Source organism: Priestia megaterium, from assembly GCF_009497655.1.
GTDB lineage: Bacteria > Bacillota > Bacilli > Bacillales > Bacillaceae_H > Priestia > Priestia zanthoxyli.
Genome location: NZ_CP023317.1, coordinates 3,177,682 through 3,194,316 on the forward strand (window position 1 = coordinate 3,177,682; position 16,635 = coordinate 3,194,316).

Genomic DNA, 16,635 nt, shown 5'->3' on the forward strand with positions numbered 1-16,635 from the left:
GTTATTTCTCTTCTACTTTTAGGCGAATGTTCACAAAGTTATAAGCAGGCCAAGGACCGCTGTAATGAAAATCGGCTTTGTCTTTCCAGTTTTCATGCGCTTCATTCACTTTTTCATCAAACTTCGCTTCATCTTCTCGGTTAATTAAGAAAGAAGCGTTTAAAAGCATCGTTTCGCCCGTCGGCTCATTTGCTTTTGCTGCTTCCGCTGCTTCTTCAAGCGGAGAAAACACATCTGTCTTGACTTCTTTTTGCAGGGAAGTAAACATCTTTTGAGCCATTCCTCCAAGCTGAATACGCTCATAATAACCGGCTGCTTCTGATTTTCCTTTTACGGATGCTGATACTTTTTCAAGTTCAGGATTTTCGTTCACTTTTTTCTCAAGCCATTCTTTTTTCCCAATTACTTTTAAGCCGACTTCAATTTTTCCTTTGATCGCTGGAAACAGCTTTTCAAACTGCGGATAAAGGTTTTCTAAAAGAACTTTTACGTCTTCTTTTGATTTGAATACATTCCCAAAGCTGATTGGAATAACCGTATCGTTCTTGTCCATAATCGCTGCTACTGCGTGTTGATGCATTAATAAATTTTGGCGATTAGGATGATAAATTTTCATCGGCACTTCAGCTGCTACCATAGCCGCGTCTTTGTAGCGAATCAAAAACGTTTCAGCTTTTGTTCCTTCTACTTCTACCGATCCAAAATCTTCGTCTTTATCCGTTTGAATGGCGCTAAAAATATAAATGCCCGTTTCGTTTGTTTCACTCATGTTTTCAAGCTCCTTTACTTTTCTTCAGTGTCTATATTCTTACACTCTTCTAAAATGATTTTTTCGGCTTTGCTTTTTGCATTTTTCTCGTCTAAACATTTGGTAAGCGAATGATGCAGAATATCCATACATAACGTTTGAAAATCTTCATCATCTCCATCGATAGCAATGTCTTGCTGCGTAGCAAGGGTAGCGATCATAAGCGAAGCCCGCAGGCTAAGTCCGCTGCTGTTTTCGTCTCCAGAGCGGTTTCGCACGTTTGCTACGAGCGTTACAATTGTGCGCGCTTCGTCTTCTTCTACGTCCGTTTTCTCCGTTAAAATCGCTGTCTCTCTGTCGATGTCTTTATAATCAATAAACATAGTAATTAACCTGTCAAGAAGCGCATCTTGCGTATCATACACGCCAGCATACTCAGCTGGGTTGCTTGTGAAGATGACGCGGAAATCGGGGTGCACGCGTACAAAAGGATCGGTCATTTTCACTCCATACAGCGGCAGCACGCCTTCTTCTAATATTGATAGAAAGATATTATTCGTCGCAGGCTTAGACCGAGTAAATTCGTCGTAAATCAGCGTATAGCCGTTTTTTACGGCTTCAAGCAACCGTCCATCCTGCCAGTTTTCACTTACTTGTTCATCTTTTTTATAAACAGAACGAACATACTGGTCGATTACTTTTTTGCTCGTATAGCCCGTAAAATCGCCAATTAAATCTTTGTTGTTGAGCTCGTGATTCCCGTGCATCAGCATTACAGGACGCTTTCTCTTTTTAGCAAGCGCTCGTGCTAAAGAGGTTTTGCCTCCGCCGGCAGGGCCTGTAAAATGAATGGAATAGCCGGATTTTAAATAGCTCAGCGCTCTTGAAAGAACCTCTTTTGTCTCGTCATCTTGTATAAAAGCGCCACTGCCTTTTTTCCTTTTGTCTGTTAAGACGGTCATTTTTACGTTCCTCCTGCCATCTTATCGTTTATGCTTCAATGCCAATGGCGCTTCTATATCTGACGTCGAGTCGTTTGAATGAAATGACTTCTTTTTCTTTATTTAAAAAGCACTCGTATGTTCCAAGCATTTCATCTTTGGCGTATTTTTTCATATATTCTCGTTCTTCAATGACTTCAACAATAACTCTCCAGCCTTCATCTTCAGTAGCTTCCACCGAGGTAATTTTATGAGGAGGAGCTACGTTTTCAGCAAAAAAGTCGTTCACGGCTTGCATAATTTTTTTAATTTCCATCTTTAGTAGCCTCCAATAGTTAGATCTAAAAGCTGGAACCACCCTCAAAAAGGAAGGTTCCATACCACTTCATATTAAATACTAAAACGCGGCTGTCCTTCACTTGAATTTGAACGTTCAGGAAGGCCGTTTTCTTCTACGTCGTCACGAAGAAGCCCTACTGCTTCTGCATAGCGTAACCATGTATCAACACTGGCAATAACCACTCGCGCTTCAATTGTTAAAATTTCAATCCCTACAACAGACACTCTTGCAAAAGCATCAATAACAATTCCTTTATCTAAAATACGGTCAATTACTTCTGCTAAACTTGAACTATTAGTACTTTTTTGAATAGACATATCCCATTTCTCCTTTCGCTTATGATCCCATTGTTTTTAAATCTGTAGATGATTTAATATCATTGGAACTTTTAATCTTAGTAGAGCTTTTAATATCCGTTGCTTTTTTAATCTGATTTACGCCTTTTATTTTCCGCTTGTTTTTTGACTTATCTTTATCGTCTGAAGAAGAAACTTTTTCTTGAAAGTCTTCTCCAGCTTCTTTCACATCGCTAAGCTTATCTTTTACTGATAATAAGACGTCTTGAAGCTTTTCTTTTGCGTCTTCTCCTTTGCCGTGTACCTTTTGGGCATTTTTTTCTTTCGTTTCCTGCAGTTTTTCTGACGCTTCATCCGCTTTTTCCTGCAGTTTCCCTTCGGTTTTTTCGACAAACTTTTCTTTCGCTTTTTCTTTAACCTTTTCTTCTACTTTTTCCTTAACAGGTTCAGGCGTGTGCTCCACTATTTTTTTTCCTGCTTTTAAGGCTGCTTTCTCCACATCTTTTTTATCCATGAAATTCCCCTTCAGGACGGATATCTTACTTCTTCGCGTCCATGAGTTTGTTTAGCATCTCTTCAATGCGCTGCAGCTGATCGTTCATATTTTTATTTTCTTCTTTTAACTCTTCGTACTGAGACGTTTCCATTTCTGCGCTTGCGCTGACTTCTTCCTGCGAATCTCCCTGTTCATTTGATGTTTCTTCTTTTTTCTTTTTAGATGCCAGCAGCTTGCTTAAATTGTCTTTTTCAAGATAGCCTGTAGCTGTCTGTCTTAACGCTCCCATCGCTTGCTGCGTTAAAATATCCTGTGCGTTTTTTCTTAACTCTTGTCCCGTCGCACGTACAATTTCTGATTGTCCTAAGCGACTGAGTACTTTTTTACTCGTTTGCGGACTTGAAAGAAGTCCAATTCCCGCTCCTACTACGCCTCCTAAAATGGCAAGATTCAAAGAGTTTTGCGTTTTTTCTTCCTGCTGCTGATTTTCTTGTTTTTCACTTTGTACATTCTTATCAGTTGTTGACATGTTTCATCCTCTTTTCTCTTATTATTATTTATTTAATGAATTTTCTTACGATTAAAAGACTTAAAAACTAAGCCCTGCTCCTCGCTCCTCTGTTCGGCCAGGCAGCCCTTCTTCCTCTACTTTGTCGGTTAATAACCCGACCGCTTCTGCGTAGCGAAGCCACGTATCGACACTTGCAATAACGACTCGTGCTTCAATCGTTAAAATTTCAATTCCTACGAGTGATACTCGAGCAAAAGCATCGATGACAATTCCTTTGTCTAGAATTCGATCAATTACTTCTGCTAAACTTGAACTGTCTGTACTTTTTTGAATACTCATTTTTTAGCAGCTCCTTTCGAGATTTAACTAAATGAATGATGCTACTAAACAACCTGCTTAACTTTTTTAGTAAACATACTTTTGAAATATACTTTTTAGTCCTCTTTCAAACATGAATAATTTGCTAAAAATTAATTCTTGAAAAATAATTAGAAAATTATTCTACTTCGTATAATAGTTTACAGTTAATTTATGGATGTATTTTGCGCGTAAATCCCGTTGTTAAAGCTTTTATCGAAACTCAAATTCCAAAATAAAACAATAAATACATTATTGTTACAATAATATTACATTATAATTTAAGGCATATTATCTTTCAGGTTACCCTCAAATACTTTGATATTTTTAACTATTATGGAATATTATTGTGCATGTAGTTCTCTTAAATAAAACCAGCGCATAAAAAAAGCTGCCGCACTGCGACAGCTTTCTCCTATACATAATAAGTTCTATAAAATCATTCCGGTTAAAGGCGCTTTCGGGTTTCCATCATGATCTGAGTCTTCTTTGTCTACTAAAACAAGCAGGCTGCCTTCTTTGACTGAATCATTATAGTGCTCGGCCTGCTGTTTTGGAATTCCCATACCGACTAAAATACCAGACAGACCTCCTACACTCGCACCAGCTGCTGCACCTGTTAATGTAGCTACAATCGGACCAGCCGCTACAATTGGGCCTATTCCCGGGATTGCAAGAGCACCGGCACCTGCTAATATGCCGGTCAAGCTCCCTAACGTACCTCCGGTAAGCGCTCCAGTTGCTGCCCCTTCTGCTTTTGTATTCGTTTCTTTCTGAACTTTTTTGGTCTTTTTATGTTTACCGATAATAGATATTTCTTCTGATGCGTATCCTTCTTTTTTTAAATTCTCTACAGCATGAATTGCTTCTTGTTCCGTTTCATATACCCCCACAACATTCTTTGCTTTTGCTTTCATACTATCTCCTCCTCATTAATGTTGTGTGTACCCGGGAGCATGGCTTTGAAACGTTTTAGAGAGTAAGAGGTCTTCTCTATTCTTAAATAAATGGCCCTACATCACTTTTCATTTAGTGACTTTCTTCTCTTCTTACCGAGCAGCTTTGCACAACAAAACCCTAAGAAAATAGGCGTTCTTAGGGTTTTGGCTTAAGCCGTTGCCCGATTCTTTTTCACAAATTTCATAAACAATCCGCGAACTAAAGGTCCCATAATGAGAAGCTGAAGCGGATAGGCTACGATAAAGTTTTTCATAACGATAAATGCATAGCTTAAAAGAATCGGCTCTCCGTCTAAACCTTTCGTAAGTGACATCGTAATTAATCCATATACAGACATGGAAAGCACCATTCCAATAACCATGCATGATGATAAAATCAACACGACTTTTAACTGTTTAGACTTATCAAACGGCAGTGAAAATGCTACTTTTTTTGCTACGGGACCTACTAAGAAAGTTTCGACAGCCATGGCAACTACAAATGTGATAACCAAGTTTAAAATACCTTCTGCAAGTGTGATATGCCCGATGACATCATTTATGAACATGTTATACATCGTCATCACAAGCACCATCCCTCCGCACATCATCATTCCAAAATACATACTTTCTTTTTTAGTTGTGGGCATATTTCTCATCCTTTTCATCTTTTTTACTTGGCTTAGTATAGCTTTTTATCTTCCTTCTTCGTAAGTGAACAATTTGTGAACATTCATCTAAAAAAAAGCCCTGTGACCAAAAAACAGTCACAGGGCTTTTTTTAGACTTAAGCGGCGCGTCCTCTTTTTTTGAGTAGGGCTGAGTATGACAAATTACTCTAGTCTACATCGTTAATGATTTAAGAAAAAACCCCCGCTCTATGAGCTAAAGCGGGGGTTGGTTTTATAGAGATTCCGTGTGAGATGCAGGCGGAATTGGCGTTTGGGTTCGAAATACTTTTTCCCATTTTGAGACGACAATACAGGCAATGGCGTGACCTGGAACATTGACTCCTGTTCTGGCCATATCCATGATGCGGTCTACTCCTGCAATGATTGCCACTCCTTCAGCCGGCAGACCTACTGCGTTGGCTGTTGCTAAAAGCACAACAAGTGAACCTGACGGGACAGCCGCAATTCCTTTACTTGTCATTACGAGTATAAGCATCATAAATAATTGCTGAGTTAAGGGCATGTCAATATTAAAAGCCTGTGCTAAAAAGACGCATGAAACGGATAAATACAAAGTAGATCCATCACAGTTTAACGACAGGCCGGACGGAATAACAAACGACACCACTCGTTTAGGACATCCGTACTTTTCCATACGCTCCATCAGCTGTGGCAGAACCGTTTCTGTACTTGTTGTTGAAAACGCAATAAGAAACAAATCCCAAATCATTTTGAATACTTCAAAGTAGTTGAACTTGAACAAAAATCCAACAAGCGGAAATAAAACAAATAAAATAATAAAAAGACCTAAAAAGACGGTTCCAATTAGTTTCAGCATTGGAAGCAGAAGTACAATGCCGTATTGCCCCACAGATGCAGCCATTAGCGCTAGTACACCAAGAGGCGCTGTGACCATAACAATTTGCGTTAATTTAAACATAATTTTAGCGGTGGATTCAAAAAACTTCATGGCAGGTTCGGATGCTTTACCAACTCCTGAGGCAGCAACACCGAATAAAATAGCAAAGAAAATCACGGCCAGCAAATCATTTTTTGCCATCACATCTACGATATTCGTTGGAATGATGTTCAAAATCATTTGTTTAAAGTCCACGACTTTGTCGGTGTACTGAGACAATTCACCGATATCTTTTTTAACAAGATGAGAAAGATCGAGGCCTACTCCGGGCTTTAGCAAATTCACTAACAGCAGACCGATTCCTAATACGATGGTAGTAATAATTTCAAACCAAATAATCGTCTTTAACCCTAGACTCCCCATTTGTTTCATACTGCCGCTTCCCGCAGCACCTATGACGATGGTTGAAAAGACAATCGGCACCACAATCATTTTAATGAGGCGGATAAACCCGTCCCCTACCGGTCTTAAAGCCATCCCGAAGTCCGGAAAAAAGTGCCCGATAACAGCTCCAATTACTAATGCAATTAAAATTTGAAACGCTAAAAATTTTTTCACATTTCTCCCTCCCCTTTGTCTTCATGAAACGGACATCAGTTCCATTAATATCCAAGTTCTCAGACACTTTAAGTAAATTCGGGACATTTAGCTAGATTCCTTCTAAAATAGACAAAATGGTCTATATATTTCACCTTGTTCCTTAAAATACATAAAAAAAAGCCAGAATGAAAGTCTTCTTCATCCTGGCTTTTTTTAATTGTTATGCTTTTTTCACAAACTGAGATTTTAAGCTCATGGCTCCAAATCCGTCAATTTTGCAGTCGATGTTATGATCGCCTTCTACTAAACGAATGCTTTTTACTTTCGTTCCGATTTTTACAACCAATGAGCTTCCTTTTACTTTTAAGTCTTTGATGACAGTAACTGAATCTCCGTCTTTTAAAGCATTACCGTTTGCATCTTTTACAGTAAGCTGTTCTTCCGTGCTTTCTGCTTTTTCATCTTGTCCCCATTCATGCGCACACTCCGGGCAGACAAACAGGCTTCCATCTTCATATGTATACTGTGATTGACAGCTTGGACAATTAGGTACATTCATTTTCTTTTCCTCCACCAGCTCGTAAACAATAGTACGGTCACGAGATTACGTTTTTTATCTGTTTTATACTGTCACAATTTTATACGTTTAACAAGCTTTTCTATTTCCTTGCTGCTGATGTTTTCTTTTCCAAATAAGTGAGCCGATAAACAGAACAAAACCCGCTCCAAAGACAAGAAGCTGATCTAAATAAAAGTCCCCTGTTTTTACATACCGAATAATAAATATTCCCCCAAACATGAGCATCAGCATACATGAAAACCGAATGAGGTATGAATTGATTTCCATTTTTCATTCCTCCTTTTTGTAAGACTTTTTTGTTATGAAAAAAACGCGAACCATATGCCAAATGTAACGCCGTATAACGGTAAAATGACGGCTAGTTTTTGCTTCCACCCTTTAAAAAAGGAAGAATTACGAGGCGCAAACCAAAGCTCTAGCGTAGCGTATAACAGTAGTGCTCCCGCTGCTAGTATTGCAATCACAGTCTCTCCTAAGTCCATAGATATTCCTCACTTTCATTCTACGTAGTTGAAACTAATCGCAGCGTATATCATCAGTGTCATCGTTATAAAAGAGCTTCTAATCGTGATGCGTACGGGCTTTGAATACCCTTTTTAAACATACAATAATTACCATTATATCATAATAAAAGAATTTTTGAGACTTTTTACACATGTAAATTATTGTATAATGAAAAGTAGACATAGAGAAAAAAAGGGGGAAATTTTTTGAAGAGAACTCAGCTTATTTTTGTTATTACCCTGCTTATTGAAGCTGGATTAACCTATGCATGCTCATCATTTTTGTCTATCCGCTTTATTGAGCTTATGTTTTTTAGCGGACTTTTGTTTTCAGTTTTAACTTTTTGGTTTTCAAGCAGCGGAAGCAACAGCGCTCATTCTCACTATAACACTCACTCCATGAGGTTAATGTCTGGAGCCAATATTGAACATAATTCGTTTCGTTTGCGTTGGACGGCTTATTTTCTTGCTTCTTTAAGCTTTACGGGAGTGGGCCTGATTTTTTTCATTCTGTTGCTGACGGACGTTATTCCTCCAGTAAGCTAAAAAACCTGCTCTTTACAGAGAGCAGGAACTTACGAGAACAGCTTGAGAAGCAGGCATTTTCGCCTTACTTTATTCGCAACAGCTTGAGTCACATGATCTTTTAAAGGCCGAGTCAATATTCGTTTCAGCGGATGTTTTAGCATCCGTTTGCTCACGGGAACTTTAAAAATAATGCTGAGAACTACTGTTGCAAAAACCGAGAGCAGCAAGACCACAAAAGGCTTTTTTTGAAACCATCTCGAAAAGATAAGCATCATTACATAAATAAGTGCTGACCACCCTAAATGCCATCCGTGCCTAAATGTAATAGCCTTACACCTAAGTCCAATCCATTCTACAAATGAAGCTGTACATACCCATTTTGTAATATACTTCACCTGTTTAAGAAGTGTAGGCGGATAAGTAGCTAAGAACGACAAAACCATGAGAGGCGTAATAAACATAAGGTGTAAAATACGCAGTACTTTTAATGAAAGATGAGAAGATTTAAAATCCCAAAGCAACTTATCGTTACATAAAAAGTAATAAAGAATATTAAAAAAGCTCACGTATAAAACCCCAGCATAAAGCTCGTGAATTTTTTTCCACGTTTTCTTTTGGATATTTTGAAAAATCAGCCATAGAAGGATAGAAATATGCACCTTTGTTCACCTCTCTAACGTCGTTTTTAGAACCAATGTTATTTTATTTTCGTTTCGTCCTGCTTCTTTTCAATTTTCCGAATCCATCCAATCAGCAGCCGGTTAAGATACGATTTTAATGTTACGCTAGTAAAGGTGTGGTACCACATCCACCCTGTTTTCCACTCGATGAGCTTCGTTCGTTTTTCAGCCCATAATTCAATAAAAAACATGGGAATCGTAAAAAGCACAATTTTATATAAAATCTTTAACCCTTTATCGTGATACGTAGCCTGATTAATCATAACGGATATGCTAGGATACAGTAAAAAGTCGAACAACACATTAATTCTAAACTGTTTTTTCAGCAAGCGAGTTGGATATCGAAGAAGGCCGTGAGAGACAATAAATTTATCAATAATACCATTTGTTAATGCATTAAATGCATAAGCCAGCAGCCAGTCTTTGATCGGTGGTTTTCTAAATAAAAAAGGGAGCATTCCCAGTCCTATAATCAGCATTGTACGTAAAAAATTCACTTCAAATTTTTTATTTCTCATAACCTTTTCGCTCCTTTCACCAAGTGTTGTTAGTATACCTTCGTGTCGATTGGCAGCTTAAGACGGTTGTTCTAACCATGCTCAATTATTGCTTATGTTAATTTATAAAGATACGCAGCAGAGTCTAATGTAAATTTCCCGTACATAATCCCTAAGTTCACGTTATCCATACATACGTAAATGTTTGTTTTAGTTTTCAGTTCTTTGAAGAGATTTATACATATGGTTGAGACATGAAAAAAGCCCGACTCTAATCAGTACGGGCTTCTTTCTTGATCTATTTTGTTCTTACCATCCAGCCACAAATCCGTCCGTTCGTGATTCACTTCCTCCGCACAGCACGCCGCTTTCAGGATCTCTCCAAATGATCTGTCCGCGCCCAAATGCCATCGAATCCACGGCTACTTCAATTTTATGCCCTTTTCGTTCAAGCGCTTGTGCTACGTATAAAGGAAACGTCGGCTCCACAAGCACCGTTTTATCTTTTTTCCACTGCCATCTTGGCGCGTCTAAAGCAGCTTGAGGATGAAGCTGAAAGTCAATCGTATTCATGACAACTTGCATATGTCCCTGCGGCTGCATAAAACCTCCCATAACGCCAAACGGTCCTACAGGTTCATTATTTTTAGTGAGAAAGCCTGGAATAATGGTATGAAACGTTTTTTTGTTCGGAGCAAGACAGTTATCGTGATTAGGGTCCATTGAAAAATTGTGACCGCGGTTTTGCAAAGCAATTCCCGTTTCTGGCACAACGATTCCAGAACCAAAGCCCATATAATTACTTTGAATAAATGAAACCATGTTTCCTTCTTCATCAGCCGTTGCTAAATACACCGTTCCGCTTCCAACAGGTTCTCCTGCTTCAGGCTGAAGGGCATGTTCTTTTATAAGGGTGCGGCGATAGTTTGAATATGTATCAGACAGCAGTTCGCTGACAGGTACGGTCATTTTCGTTTCTTCCGTAATGTATTTTTCTCCGTCCGCAAATGCAAGCTTTATCGCTTCGATTTGTTTATGATACGTATCCACCGCATCTTTTTCTTGAAGCTCAAAGCCTTTTACGATATTTAATGCCATTAATGCAATAAGCCCTTGACCATTCGGCGGAATTTCCCATACGTCATATCCACGGTAGTGAGCGGAAATAGGATTCACCCACTCAGGTTCGTAAGCTGCCAAATCTTCTTTTGATAAAAAGCCGCTATATTTTTTGCTGAATGCATCAATACGATCTGCAAGTTCACCTTTATAAAAGGCTTCTGCATTGGTCTCACCAATAAGCTGAAGCGTATAAGCATGATCGATGGATGACCACATTTCTCCTGCTTTTGGTGCCTGTCCATTTGGGGCAAACGTTTGAAACCACGATTCAAATTCTTCGCTTGTATGAACTCGTTTAAACGTATCGTACGCTTGTTTCCATTGTTTAGAAAGAGTAGGCGCTAGCGGGAATCCTTCTTTGGCATATTGAATGGCAGGCTGCAGCACTTGAGAAAGAGGCAGTTTGCCAAATCGCTTCGATAAAGCAGCCCAAGCAGCCGGAGCGCCGGGAACCGTAACGGGAATCATTCCGTACTTAGGAATTTCTTTGTATCCTTTTTCCTTCAGCGCATCAATGGAAATAGACTGCGGAGAAGGTCCGCTCGCGTTCAGTCCGTACAGCTGATCATTCGTCCAAACAAGCGCAAACGCGTCTCCTCCGATTCCATTAGAGGCGGGCTCTAATACGGTAAGACTTGCTGCTGTCGCGATCGCTGCATCAATGGCATTGCCGTCTTTTTTTAAAATATCAAGACCTGCCTGCGCTGCAAGCGGCTGAGATGTGGATACCATTCCTTTTTTTGCATAAACGGGAACTCGGTAAGATGGATATGGATGATAATGCGGATCATAGGTCATAAAAGCTCCTCCTCTTTTACACCTCTAAATTTATTTTAATTTTCTAACTAATTTAACTTCTTTATTTTACCATATTTACGGCCTAGCGCCTTTCTTTTTATCTCAAAAGGAGATGACTCCATTTACCTAAAATTGGTATACTAATAGAGTACAAGAATTGCCAAGGAGGATGATGTATGAAAAAAGTAAAAGCCGCCCTTCCACTCGCTGTTTCTTTAGCACTCGGCCTTCAAGCGCTTCCTATGTCCACTTCAACCGTTCAAGCTGAAGCATCGGCGAATGCTGCCCATCACTCAGCAAAAGTTGAATACAAACGAGCAAACGCATTTTTAACGAATGTAGCAAACGGAAAAACAAAGGAAGCTACGCGCTACTTTTCCCGCAGCCTGCAGTCAAAAATGAGTGAAGACAACCTAAAAACGTGGTGGTCATCTCTAACGGCTCAGTTAGGTGCTGTAAAAAAGATTGGGACAGCTGTACAAGGTGAAGTCAATACCGTTCATCGAAATGTAGAAATCCCCATTGAATTTGAACATGCATCAGCTACTTTAACCGTTCGCTTTAGTCAAAATCGTCAAATGGATGATTGGCGAATCGTACCGGAGGAGCGCCAGTTTTCGTTTTCCACACCACCTTATGACACCCCTAAGAACTACAGAGAAAAACAGCTTTCAATCGGCAAAGCACCTTACGAACTTCCAGCAACGCTCACTCTTCCAACACGTTCAAAGCATCAAAATGTACCCGTTGTCATTTTAGTTCACGGATCAGGGCCTTCTGATCAAGATGAAACCTTTATGAGCTTAAAGCCGTTTCGAGATCTGGCTTCAGGACTGGCTTCTCAAGGAATTGCCGTTTTACGCTACAACAAGCGTACATACGAACATACAGCTAAAATGTCCGGTGAAAGTAAAATAAGCGTTGACGATGAAACAACGAATGATGCCGTACTCGCAGTCAAAGCAATGGCAAAACAAAAAGGCATCGACAGCCGCAATGTTTTTATACTGGGACACAGTCAAGGTGGTATGATGGTGCCCAGAATTTTAAATCAAACGCCGGATAAAAGCGTGCGGGGCTCTGTTTTACTTTCTGCACCGAGCCGCACACTCCCAGAGTTAATGCTTGAACAATTTGCCTATCTTGTATCGCTTAATCAGCTTCCGAAAGAGCAGCTTTCTTTTTTCCAGCAGCAGTTTGCCATTTTACAAGACCCAAGCTTTTCGCCAGCTCAGCCGCCAAAAGAATTCTTGCTTGGCACGCCTTATTTTTGGTATGACTTAGCTCACTGGCACCCCGCAGAAATTGCAAAATCTCAGAAAACGCCGCTGCTTCTTTTACAAGGAGCGCGTGATTATCAAGTAACGACCGAAGATTTTGAAGGCTGGAAGCAAAGCTTGTCTCAGCGTTCCAACGCTTCTTTTAAGCTTTATCCAAAGCTCAACCACTTTTTCACAGAAGGAACTGGTGAAAAAAGCACGCCCGATGAATATGCTGTTTCAGCCAACATCCCTTCTTATGTCATTGATGATATTGTGAAATGGGTTCGGGAAACGCAAAAGTAAAAAAGAGCGGCTTTGTCCGCTCTTTTTTTCTATTTCCTATTTAAGATGATATGCGATTGATCGGAAGAAGCGGTGGATTTTCTTCCTTTTCCCCAGCCTACAGCTTCTCGGTAACTTCCGAGCAGGTGCTGATTAATTACATCCTGTTCATCTACTTCTGCAGTTTGATCAGCTAAAGGCGTTACGTATAAAGCATCTACCGGACAATACAGTTCACACATAAAGCAAGTTTGACAATCGGATTGACGAGCTATGGAAGGAGCTCCTCCCATGCGAGAGCGGTCAAAGACATTTGTTGGACAAACGGATACACAAAGATTGCAGTTAATACACCGGTCTTCACTAAGGAGCTCAATCATTAAATAACCCCCTTTACGTGATTAGAAGACTTTGTTCCTAAGGGTCTCGCCCAGACTTCTTGCACGCCTCCGCTTAGAATCCGGTAGTGCTGTTTGGAATCCATAAACGGAAAATCGTCACGGCGGTGCATCCCTCTCGTTTCTTTTCTTTCTAATGCACTTGTATACATCCATCGCGCCGTTGCCGTCATGGCCGCAAGCTCTCGACTTCTCACGAGGTTTCTTTCTTTATCATACACTCCGTTCTTCAACTCATTCCATACGGCATTTAACCTTGTCAGAGAAGCTTGCAGCCTTGCTTCTGAACGAAACCAGTTCCGGTCATATGGAAAGACCTCGCGCTGAACCGATGCTATCATTTCCTTCGTATCAGCTGCATCAGAAGAAGCTACTGACTTTGTGATTCCTGACGCTTCTGATAAGCCTTTAGCATGTCGACTTGCAGCATTTCTTCCTTGCTTAACAGCAAATGCTGCCGCTGCTTTTCCTGACCAGCAGCCTGAAGAGATAGCCCACGCAGCATTATGGCTGCCTCCTCCCGTAGACCCTCCACAGATTAATTCGCGTGTTGCGGCATCTCCGGCCGCATATAAACCTGGAATGTCGGTTCTACACGTTTCGTCTGTAATGTGAATACCGCCTGTTCCTCTAACAGTTCCTTCAAAACGCAAGGTGATTGGAAACATTTGAGTAAAGGGGTTCATATGAAGACGATCAAACGATAAAAAGAAATTTGGCTGTGATAAGCGCATTGCTTTTTGAATACGTTCATCCGCTTTATCCAGCTTTGCATAAACAGGCTGGGTCATTAACGTTCTGGCTATAATGGAGCGCCCTTTATGAGAACCGGCTCCTTCAATGACTGTACCGTCTTCATAATAAAATGTAGCCCATTTATAAAATGCAGATTTTGTAATCGGAGAAAAAGCTGGTGAAATCGAATAAGCATTTGAAAACTCCATGCCTGAAAGCGACGCACCTGCTTCTGTAGCTAATAAGTAACCGTCTCCTGTTAAAACATTTGTACCGAGTGCTCCGCTTAGAAATGCACAGCCTCCCGTTGCAATCACAACTGCAGCAGCCTCCACTCTCCATGTTTCTTTTGTTTGACTATTGATTCCGCAAGCACCTGCCACACCGTGTTCATCTGCAATAAGCTCCAGTGCAGGGCTATGGTCCAAAATCTGAACCCCTGCCTTTTGAAGCTGACGCCGCATTAGCCTCATATATTCAGGCCCTTGAAGTGTCGTTCGCTGAGAAATTCCTTTTTCATCTACAGGAAACGGATAGCCAAAATGAGCTAATTCATTTACTTGTTCAAACGTACAATCAAGCACTCGTTTCATCCAGCTTCTTTCAGCTAAATATCCCCCCAGCTCTTCTCTGCTTTTCATTGCTTCCAACTGTTCATCAGAAGTAGGTTTTACATACCAAACTCCTGTACCCGAAGGCGCAGTTGCTCCGCTCGTTCCACAATATCCTTTATCTACAAGTACAGCTTTTGCACCTTCTTTAACTGCTTGCAGAGCTGCCCATGCACCAGCAGGGCCTCCTCCAATAATTAATACATCTGTATGAAAATGAAAGTCGGCAGTCATATACGGATCCTCCTCTTAAAATGTTTGCGCTCTCAAAAACCTTATTAAGAAAAACCTTACTTACTGTCCATTCGACTATTTTGCTCATCGCTAAATCTATACCAACTATTCCGTTTCAGAATCCAACTCTTCCATAACACCCATTTAATATAAAAAGGAGACCAGTCCATTTGTTTCAACACAATGGTCTGGCCTCCAGTTGCCTAGTAGGCGCGTTTCTTCGTACAGCATCATCAATACCAAGTAATTCACTTTGTTTAATTATATATTAAAAGTTTATGCTATGTTTGTCAACGATTATGTTATTCTTAGAATTTATTTCTCGTCCTTACAATCGTTCCCGTTATTGGTCTGGTCGCGACACTCCTTATTAAGTGGGAGCCTATTGGTACAGATGTCGAAAAAGAAGAAGAACAAGGATTTGAAATCAATAAAAGCTTTAGTGAAAAAAGTGAGGTCTATGACTAACTATCATTCTAGTAAAACAGGCGAAACGCAAAACACCTTCAAGCACATTAGCCTTGAAGGTGTTTTTCCTTTAAAAATCGATAAAAAATCCTCGCAAAAGACTATGCAAAGCGCCCCATCACTACCGTGTTATAAAACTTCCCGTCTGACAGCACCTTGTCATTTTTTAATACTCCTTCTACTTCAAATCCGAACTTCTCATATAAATCAATTGCCTTTTTATTCGTCTCTAACACATTCAGCGTCATTTTCTTCATGCCCGCGCTCTCTGCCCACAATATAGATTGCTGTAAAAGCTCTTTGCCAATTCCGTATCCCCAACATTCTTTTGCGACGCATACGCCAAACTCCACTTTGTGGGCAAATCGTTTCAACTCATTACCTTCACATCTTGAAAATCCGACAATTTCATTATGTACAACCGCTACTAAAAATAAGTTTCGTTTACTTTCTGCGTCACGTTGAATAAGTTTTTCAAAGTCGGATTCGTCCATATACCCTTCTCCTGATTCACGATCTAAGTTTTCCGTTTCTCCGTCTAGCTGAACTCTTAGGTGAGACAGTTCGTCTGCATCGCTAATGTCAGCTGAACGAATGATGTACTGAAGTCCTTTTACATGGTAAATCTGCTGTTTGATGACCACCCTATACCTCCAAATGTATTTCTTTCATTCAATCTATCAATTAGTTTTAATTTCCTTTAGTATAAATATTATACATAAAGAGATGAAAGAGAGTTGAAGGAATTGCTTTGGTTATTGCTTTTGATTCTATACGGCATTTACAAGTTCTATAAATCAAGGAGACCGCTAACGAAGTTTGATCATTTTTACGAGAGAGCGTTTGAGCTGGAAGAGAAAAAGCGCTATGGAGATGCGCTTGATATACGCAACCATGGAATTGAACTCCATACCCTTACCGATCTAGAACGAGCTGATTTACATTTAGCCAACGGGCGTATGCTTTTAAAACTAAAGCAATATGAAGAATCAACGAAACACTACGATGCCTCATTTAAACTAGCAAAGTATGAAGAATTCCCTTACTCAGAGGGATTTGACGAAGTCATTGAAGCCTACTTGTATGCAGGGCGTAAAGAAGATGCCTTGATAATCACTAACGACATGTTAAAACGGCAAAGCTATGATCAAAATTTAAGAAGCTCGAGCCTTTAAAAGAA

22 protein-coding genes are annotated in these 16,635 nt (G+C 40.1%); 3 read left to right on the plus strand and 19 right to left on the minus strand.

The features are described 5' to 3' along the window. Position 1 precedes the first annotated feature (1 nt). The 13 genes from CEQ83_RS16155 to CEQ83_RS16215 all read right to left on the minus strand — a co-directional run bounded on the left by CEQ83_RS16155 (position 2) and on the right by CEQ83_RS16215 (position 7,801). On the minus strand, positions 2-769 hold the full coding sequence (locus CEQ83_RS16155) for a GvpL/GvpF family gas vesicle protein (RefSeq protein ID WP_028414532.1): 768 nt from the start codon (positions 767-769) through the stop codon (positions 2-4). 14 nt (positions 770-783) lie between these two features. Further along, positions 784-1,710 (minus strand): gas vesicle protein GvpN, encoded by a 927-nt coding sequence (gene gvpN / locus CEQ83_RS16160; protein ID WP_028414533.1) that lies wholly within the window; start codon positions 1,708-1,710, stop codon positions 784-786. 28 nt (positions 1,711-1,738) lie between these two features. Beyond that, on the minus strand, positions 1,739-2,005 hold the full coding sequence (gene gvpO, locus CEQ83_RS16165; RefSeq protein WP_028414534.1) for a gas vesicle protein GvpO: 267 nt from the start codon (positions 2,003-2,005) through the stop codon (positions 1,739-1,741). A 74-nt stretch (positions 2,006-2,079) separates the two neighbouring features. After that, positions 2,080-2,346, minus strand: coding sequence for a gas vesicle structural protein GvpA (gene gvpJ, locus CEQ83_RS16170; protein WP_013057997.1), 267 nt, complete (start codon positions 2,344-2,346; stop codon positions 2,080-2,082). A 19-nt stretch (positions 2,347-2,365) separates the two neighbouring features. Continuing rightward, entirely contained in the window at positions 2,366-2,839 is a 474-nt protein-coding gene (gvpQ, locus tag CEQ83_RS16175; RefSeq protein WP_033580316.1) for a gas vesicle protein GvpQ, read from the minus strand. A gap of 25 nt (positions 2,840-2,864) precedes the next feature. Then, entirely contained in the window at positions 2,865-3,350 is a 486-nt protein-coding gene (gene gvpT / locus CEQ83_RS16180; RefSeq protein WP_155017397.1) for a GvpT/GvpP family gas vesicle accessory protein, read from the minus strand. 60 nt (positions 3,351-3,410) lie between these two features. Continuing rightward, positions 3,411-3,671: a gas vesicle structural protein GvpA gene (gene gvpA / locus CEQ83_RS16185; RefSeq protein ID WP_013058000.1), complete on the minus strand. Its 261-nt coding sequence runs from the start codon at positions 3,669-3,671 to the stop codon at positions 3,411-3,413. A gap of 449 nt (positions 3,672-4,120) precedes the next feature. Next, positions 4,121-4,606: a general stress protein gene (locus CEQ83_RS16190; protein WP_154973796.1), complete on the minus strand. Its 486-nt coding sequence runs from the start codon at positions 4,604-4,606 to the stop codon at positions 4,121-4,123. 191 nt (positions 4,607-4,797) lie between these two features. Continuing rightward, a complete protein-coding gene (locus CEQ83_RS16195; protein WP_155017398.1) occupies positions 4,798-5,277 on the minus strand; it encodes a DUF2798 domain-containing protein in 480 nt (159 codons plus the stop codon). A 253-nt stretch (positions 5,278-5,530) separates the two neighbouring features. Further along, positions 5,531-6,775 (minus strand): glutamate-aspartate/proton symporter GltP, encoded by a 1,245-nt coding sequence (gene gltP / locus CEQ83_RS16200; protein WP_029715022.1) that lies wholly within the window; start codon positions 6,773-6,775, stop codon positions 5,531-5,533. 202 nt (positions 6,776-6,977) lie between these two features. Next, positions 6,978-7,316, minus strand: coding sequence for a zinc ribbon domain-containing protein YjdM (locus CEQ83_RS16205; RefSeq protein WP_154973800.1), 339 nt, complete (start codon positions 7,314-7,316; stop codon positions 6,978-6,980). A gap of 87 nt (positions 7,317-7,403) precedes the next feature. Further along, complete coding sequence (locus tag CEQ83_RS16210; RefSeq protein ID WP_115654400.1) at positions 7,404-7,604, minus strand: hypothetical protein; 201 nt, start codon at positions 7,602-7,604, stop codon at positions 7,404-7,406. 32 nt (positions 7,605-7,636) lie between these two features. Then, a complete protein-coding gene (locus CEQ83_RS16215) occupies positions 7,637-7,801 on the minus strand; it encodes a hypothetical protein (protein ID WP_228123012.1) in 165 nt (54 codons plus the stop codon). Between the two features lie 246 nt (positions 7,802-8,047). Between CEQ83_RS16215 and CEQ83_RS16220 the strand changes: the two genes are divergently transcribed. Continuing rightward, a complete protein-coding gene (locus CEQ83_RS16220; protein ID WP_014459189.1) occupies positions 8,048-8,386 on the plus strand; it encodes a hypothetical protein in 339 nt (112 codons plus the stop codon). A 29-nt stretch (positions 8,387-8,415) separates the two neighbouring features. Here the strand turns inward: CEQ83_RS16220 and CEQ83_RS16225 are convergent, their stop codons facing one another. The 3 genes from CEQ83_RS16225 to CEQ83_RS16235 all read right to left on the minus strand — a co-directional run bounded on the left by CEQ83_RS16225 (position 8,416) and on the right by CEQ83_RS16235 (position 11,465). Beyond that, entirely contained in the window at positions 8,416-9,027 is a 612-nt protein-coding gene (locus CEQ83_RS16225) for a CBO0543 family protein (RefSeq protein WP_115654402.1), read from the minus strand. 38 nt (positions 9,028-9,065) lie between these two features. Continuing rightward, positions 9,066-9,566 (minus strand): CBO0543 family protein, encoded by a 501-nt coding sequence (locus CEQ83_RS16230; protein WP_115654403.1) that lies wholly within the window; start codon positions 9,564-9,566, stop codon positions 9,066-9,068. A 288-nt stretch (positions 9,567-9,854) separates the two neighbouring features. Then, positions 9,855-11,465, minus strand: coding sequence for a gamma-glutamyltransferase family protein (locus CEQ83_RS16235; protein WP_155017400.1), 1,611 nt, complete (start codon positions 11,463-11,465; stop codon positions 9,855-9,857). Between the two features lie 176 nt (positions 11,466-11,641). Here CEQ83_RS16235 and CEQ83_RS16240 point away from each other — a divergent pair, with 176 nt between their 5' ends. Next, positions 11,642-13,030: an alpha/beta fold hydrolase gene (locus CEQ83_RS16240; RefSeq protein ID WP_155017401.1), complete on the plus strand. Its 1,389-nt coding sequence runs from the start codon at positions 11,642-11,644 to the stop codon at positions 13,028-13,030. Positions 13,031-13,059: 29 nt separating this feature from the next. Here CEQ83_RS16240 and CEQ83_RS16245 read toward each other — a convergent pair whose 3' ends face one another. The 3 genes from CEQ83_RS16245 to CEQ83_RS16255 all read right to left on the minus strand — a co-directional run bounded on the left by CEQ83_RS16245 (position 13,060) and on the right by CEQ83_RS16255 (position 16,099). Then, positions 13,060-13,389, minus strand: coding sequence for a 4Fe-4S dicluster domain-containing protein (locus tag CEQ83_RS16245; RefSeq protein WP_014459184.1), 330 nt, complete (start codon positions 13,387-13,389; stop codon positions 13,060-13,062). After that, positions 13,389-14,987 (minus strand): FAD-dependent oxidoreductase, encoded by a 1,599-nt coding sequence (locus CEQ83_RS16250; RefSeq protein WP_154973811.1) that lies wholly within the window; start codon positions 14,985-14,987, stop codon positions 13,389-13,391. Before CEQ83_RS16250 ends, CEQ83_RS16245 begins: the two co-directional genes overlap by 1 nt. Positions 14,988-15,556: 569 nt before the next feature. Next, entirely contained in the window at positions 15,557-16,099 is a 543-nt protein-coding gene (locus CEQ83_RS16255) for a GNAT family N-acetyltransferase (RefSeq protein ID WP_155017402.1), read from the minus strand. Between the two features lie 93 nt (positions 16,100-16,192). Between CEQ83_RS16255 and CEQ83_RS16260 the strand changes: the two genes are divergently transcribed. Further along, entirely contained in the window at positions 16,193-16,630 is a 438-nt protein-coding gene (locus CEQ83_RS16260; protein ID WP_228123013.1) for a hypothetical protein, read from the plus strand. The last annotated feature ends 5 nt before the right edge of the window (positions 16,631-16,635 follow it).

Coding starts and splice junctions, on each gene's coding strand:
- CEQ83_RS16155 (WP_028414532.1), bottom strand. CDS start 769: ATGAGTGAAACAAACGAAACGGGCATTTATATTTTTAGCGCCATTCAA.
- gvpN (WP_028414533.1), bottom strand. CDS start 1,710: ATGACCGTCTTAACAGACAAAAGGAAAAAAGGCAGTGGCGCTTTTATA.
- gvpO (WP_028414534.1), bottom strand. CDS start 2,005: ATGGAAATTAAAAAAATTATGCAAGCCGTGAACGACTTTTTTGCTGAA.
- gvpJ (WP_013057997.1), bottom strand. CDS start 2,346: ATGTCTATTCAAAAAAGTACTAATAGTTCAAGTTTAGCAGAAGTAATT.
- gvpQ (WP_033580316.1), bottom strand. CDS start 2,839: ATGGATAAAAAAGATGTGGAGAAAGCAGCCTTAAAAGCAGGAAAAAAA.
- gvpT (WP_155017397.1), bottom strand. CDS start 3,350: ATGTCAACAACTGATAAGAATGTACAAAGTGAAAAACAAGAAAATCAG.
- gvpA (WP_013058000.1), bottom strand. CDS start 3,671: ATGAGTATTCAAAAAAGTACAGACAGTTCAAGTTTAGCAGAAGTAATT.
- CEQ83_RS16190 (WP_154973796.1), bottom strand. CDS start 4,606: ATGAAAGCAAAAGCAAAGAATGTTGTGGGGGTATATGAAACGGAACAA.
- CEQ83_RS16195 (WP_155017398.1), bottom strand. CDS start 5,277: ATGCCCACAACTAAAAAAGAAAGTATGTATTTTGGAATGATGATGTGC.
- CEQ83_RS16205 (WP_154973800.1), bottom strand. CDS start 7,316: ATGAATGTACCTAATTGTCCAAGCTGTCAATCACAGTATACATATGAA.
- CEQ83_RS16210 (WP_115654400.1), bottom strand. CDS start 7,604: ATGGAAATCAATTCATACCTCATTCGGTTTTCATGTATGCTGATGCTC.
- CEQ83_RS16230 (WP_115654403.1), bottom strand. CDS start 9,566: ATGAGAAATAAAAAATTTGAAGTGAATTTTTTACGTACAATGCTGATT.
- CEQ83_RS16235 (WP_155017400.1), bottom strand. CDS start 11,465: ATGACCTATGATCCGCATTATCATCCATATCCATCTTACCGAGTTCCC.
- CEQ83_RS16240 (WP_155017401.1), top strand. CDS start 11,642: ATGAAAAAAGTAAAAGCCGCCCTTCCACTCGCTGTTTCTTTAGCACTC.
- CEQ83_RS16245 (WP_014459184.1), bottom strand. CDS start 13,389: ATGATTGAGCTCCTTAGTGAAGACCGGTGTATTAACTGCAATCTTTGT.
- CEQ83_RS16250 (WP_154973811.1), bottom strand. CDS start 14,987: ATGACTGCCGACTTTCATTTTCATACAGATGTATTAATTATTGGAGGA.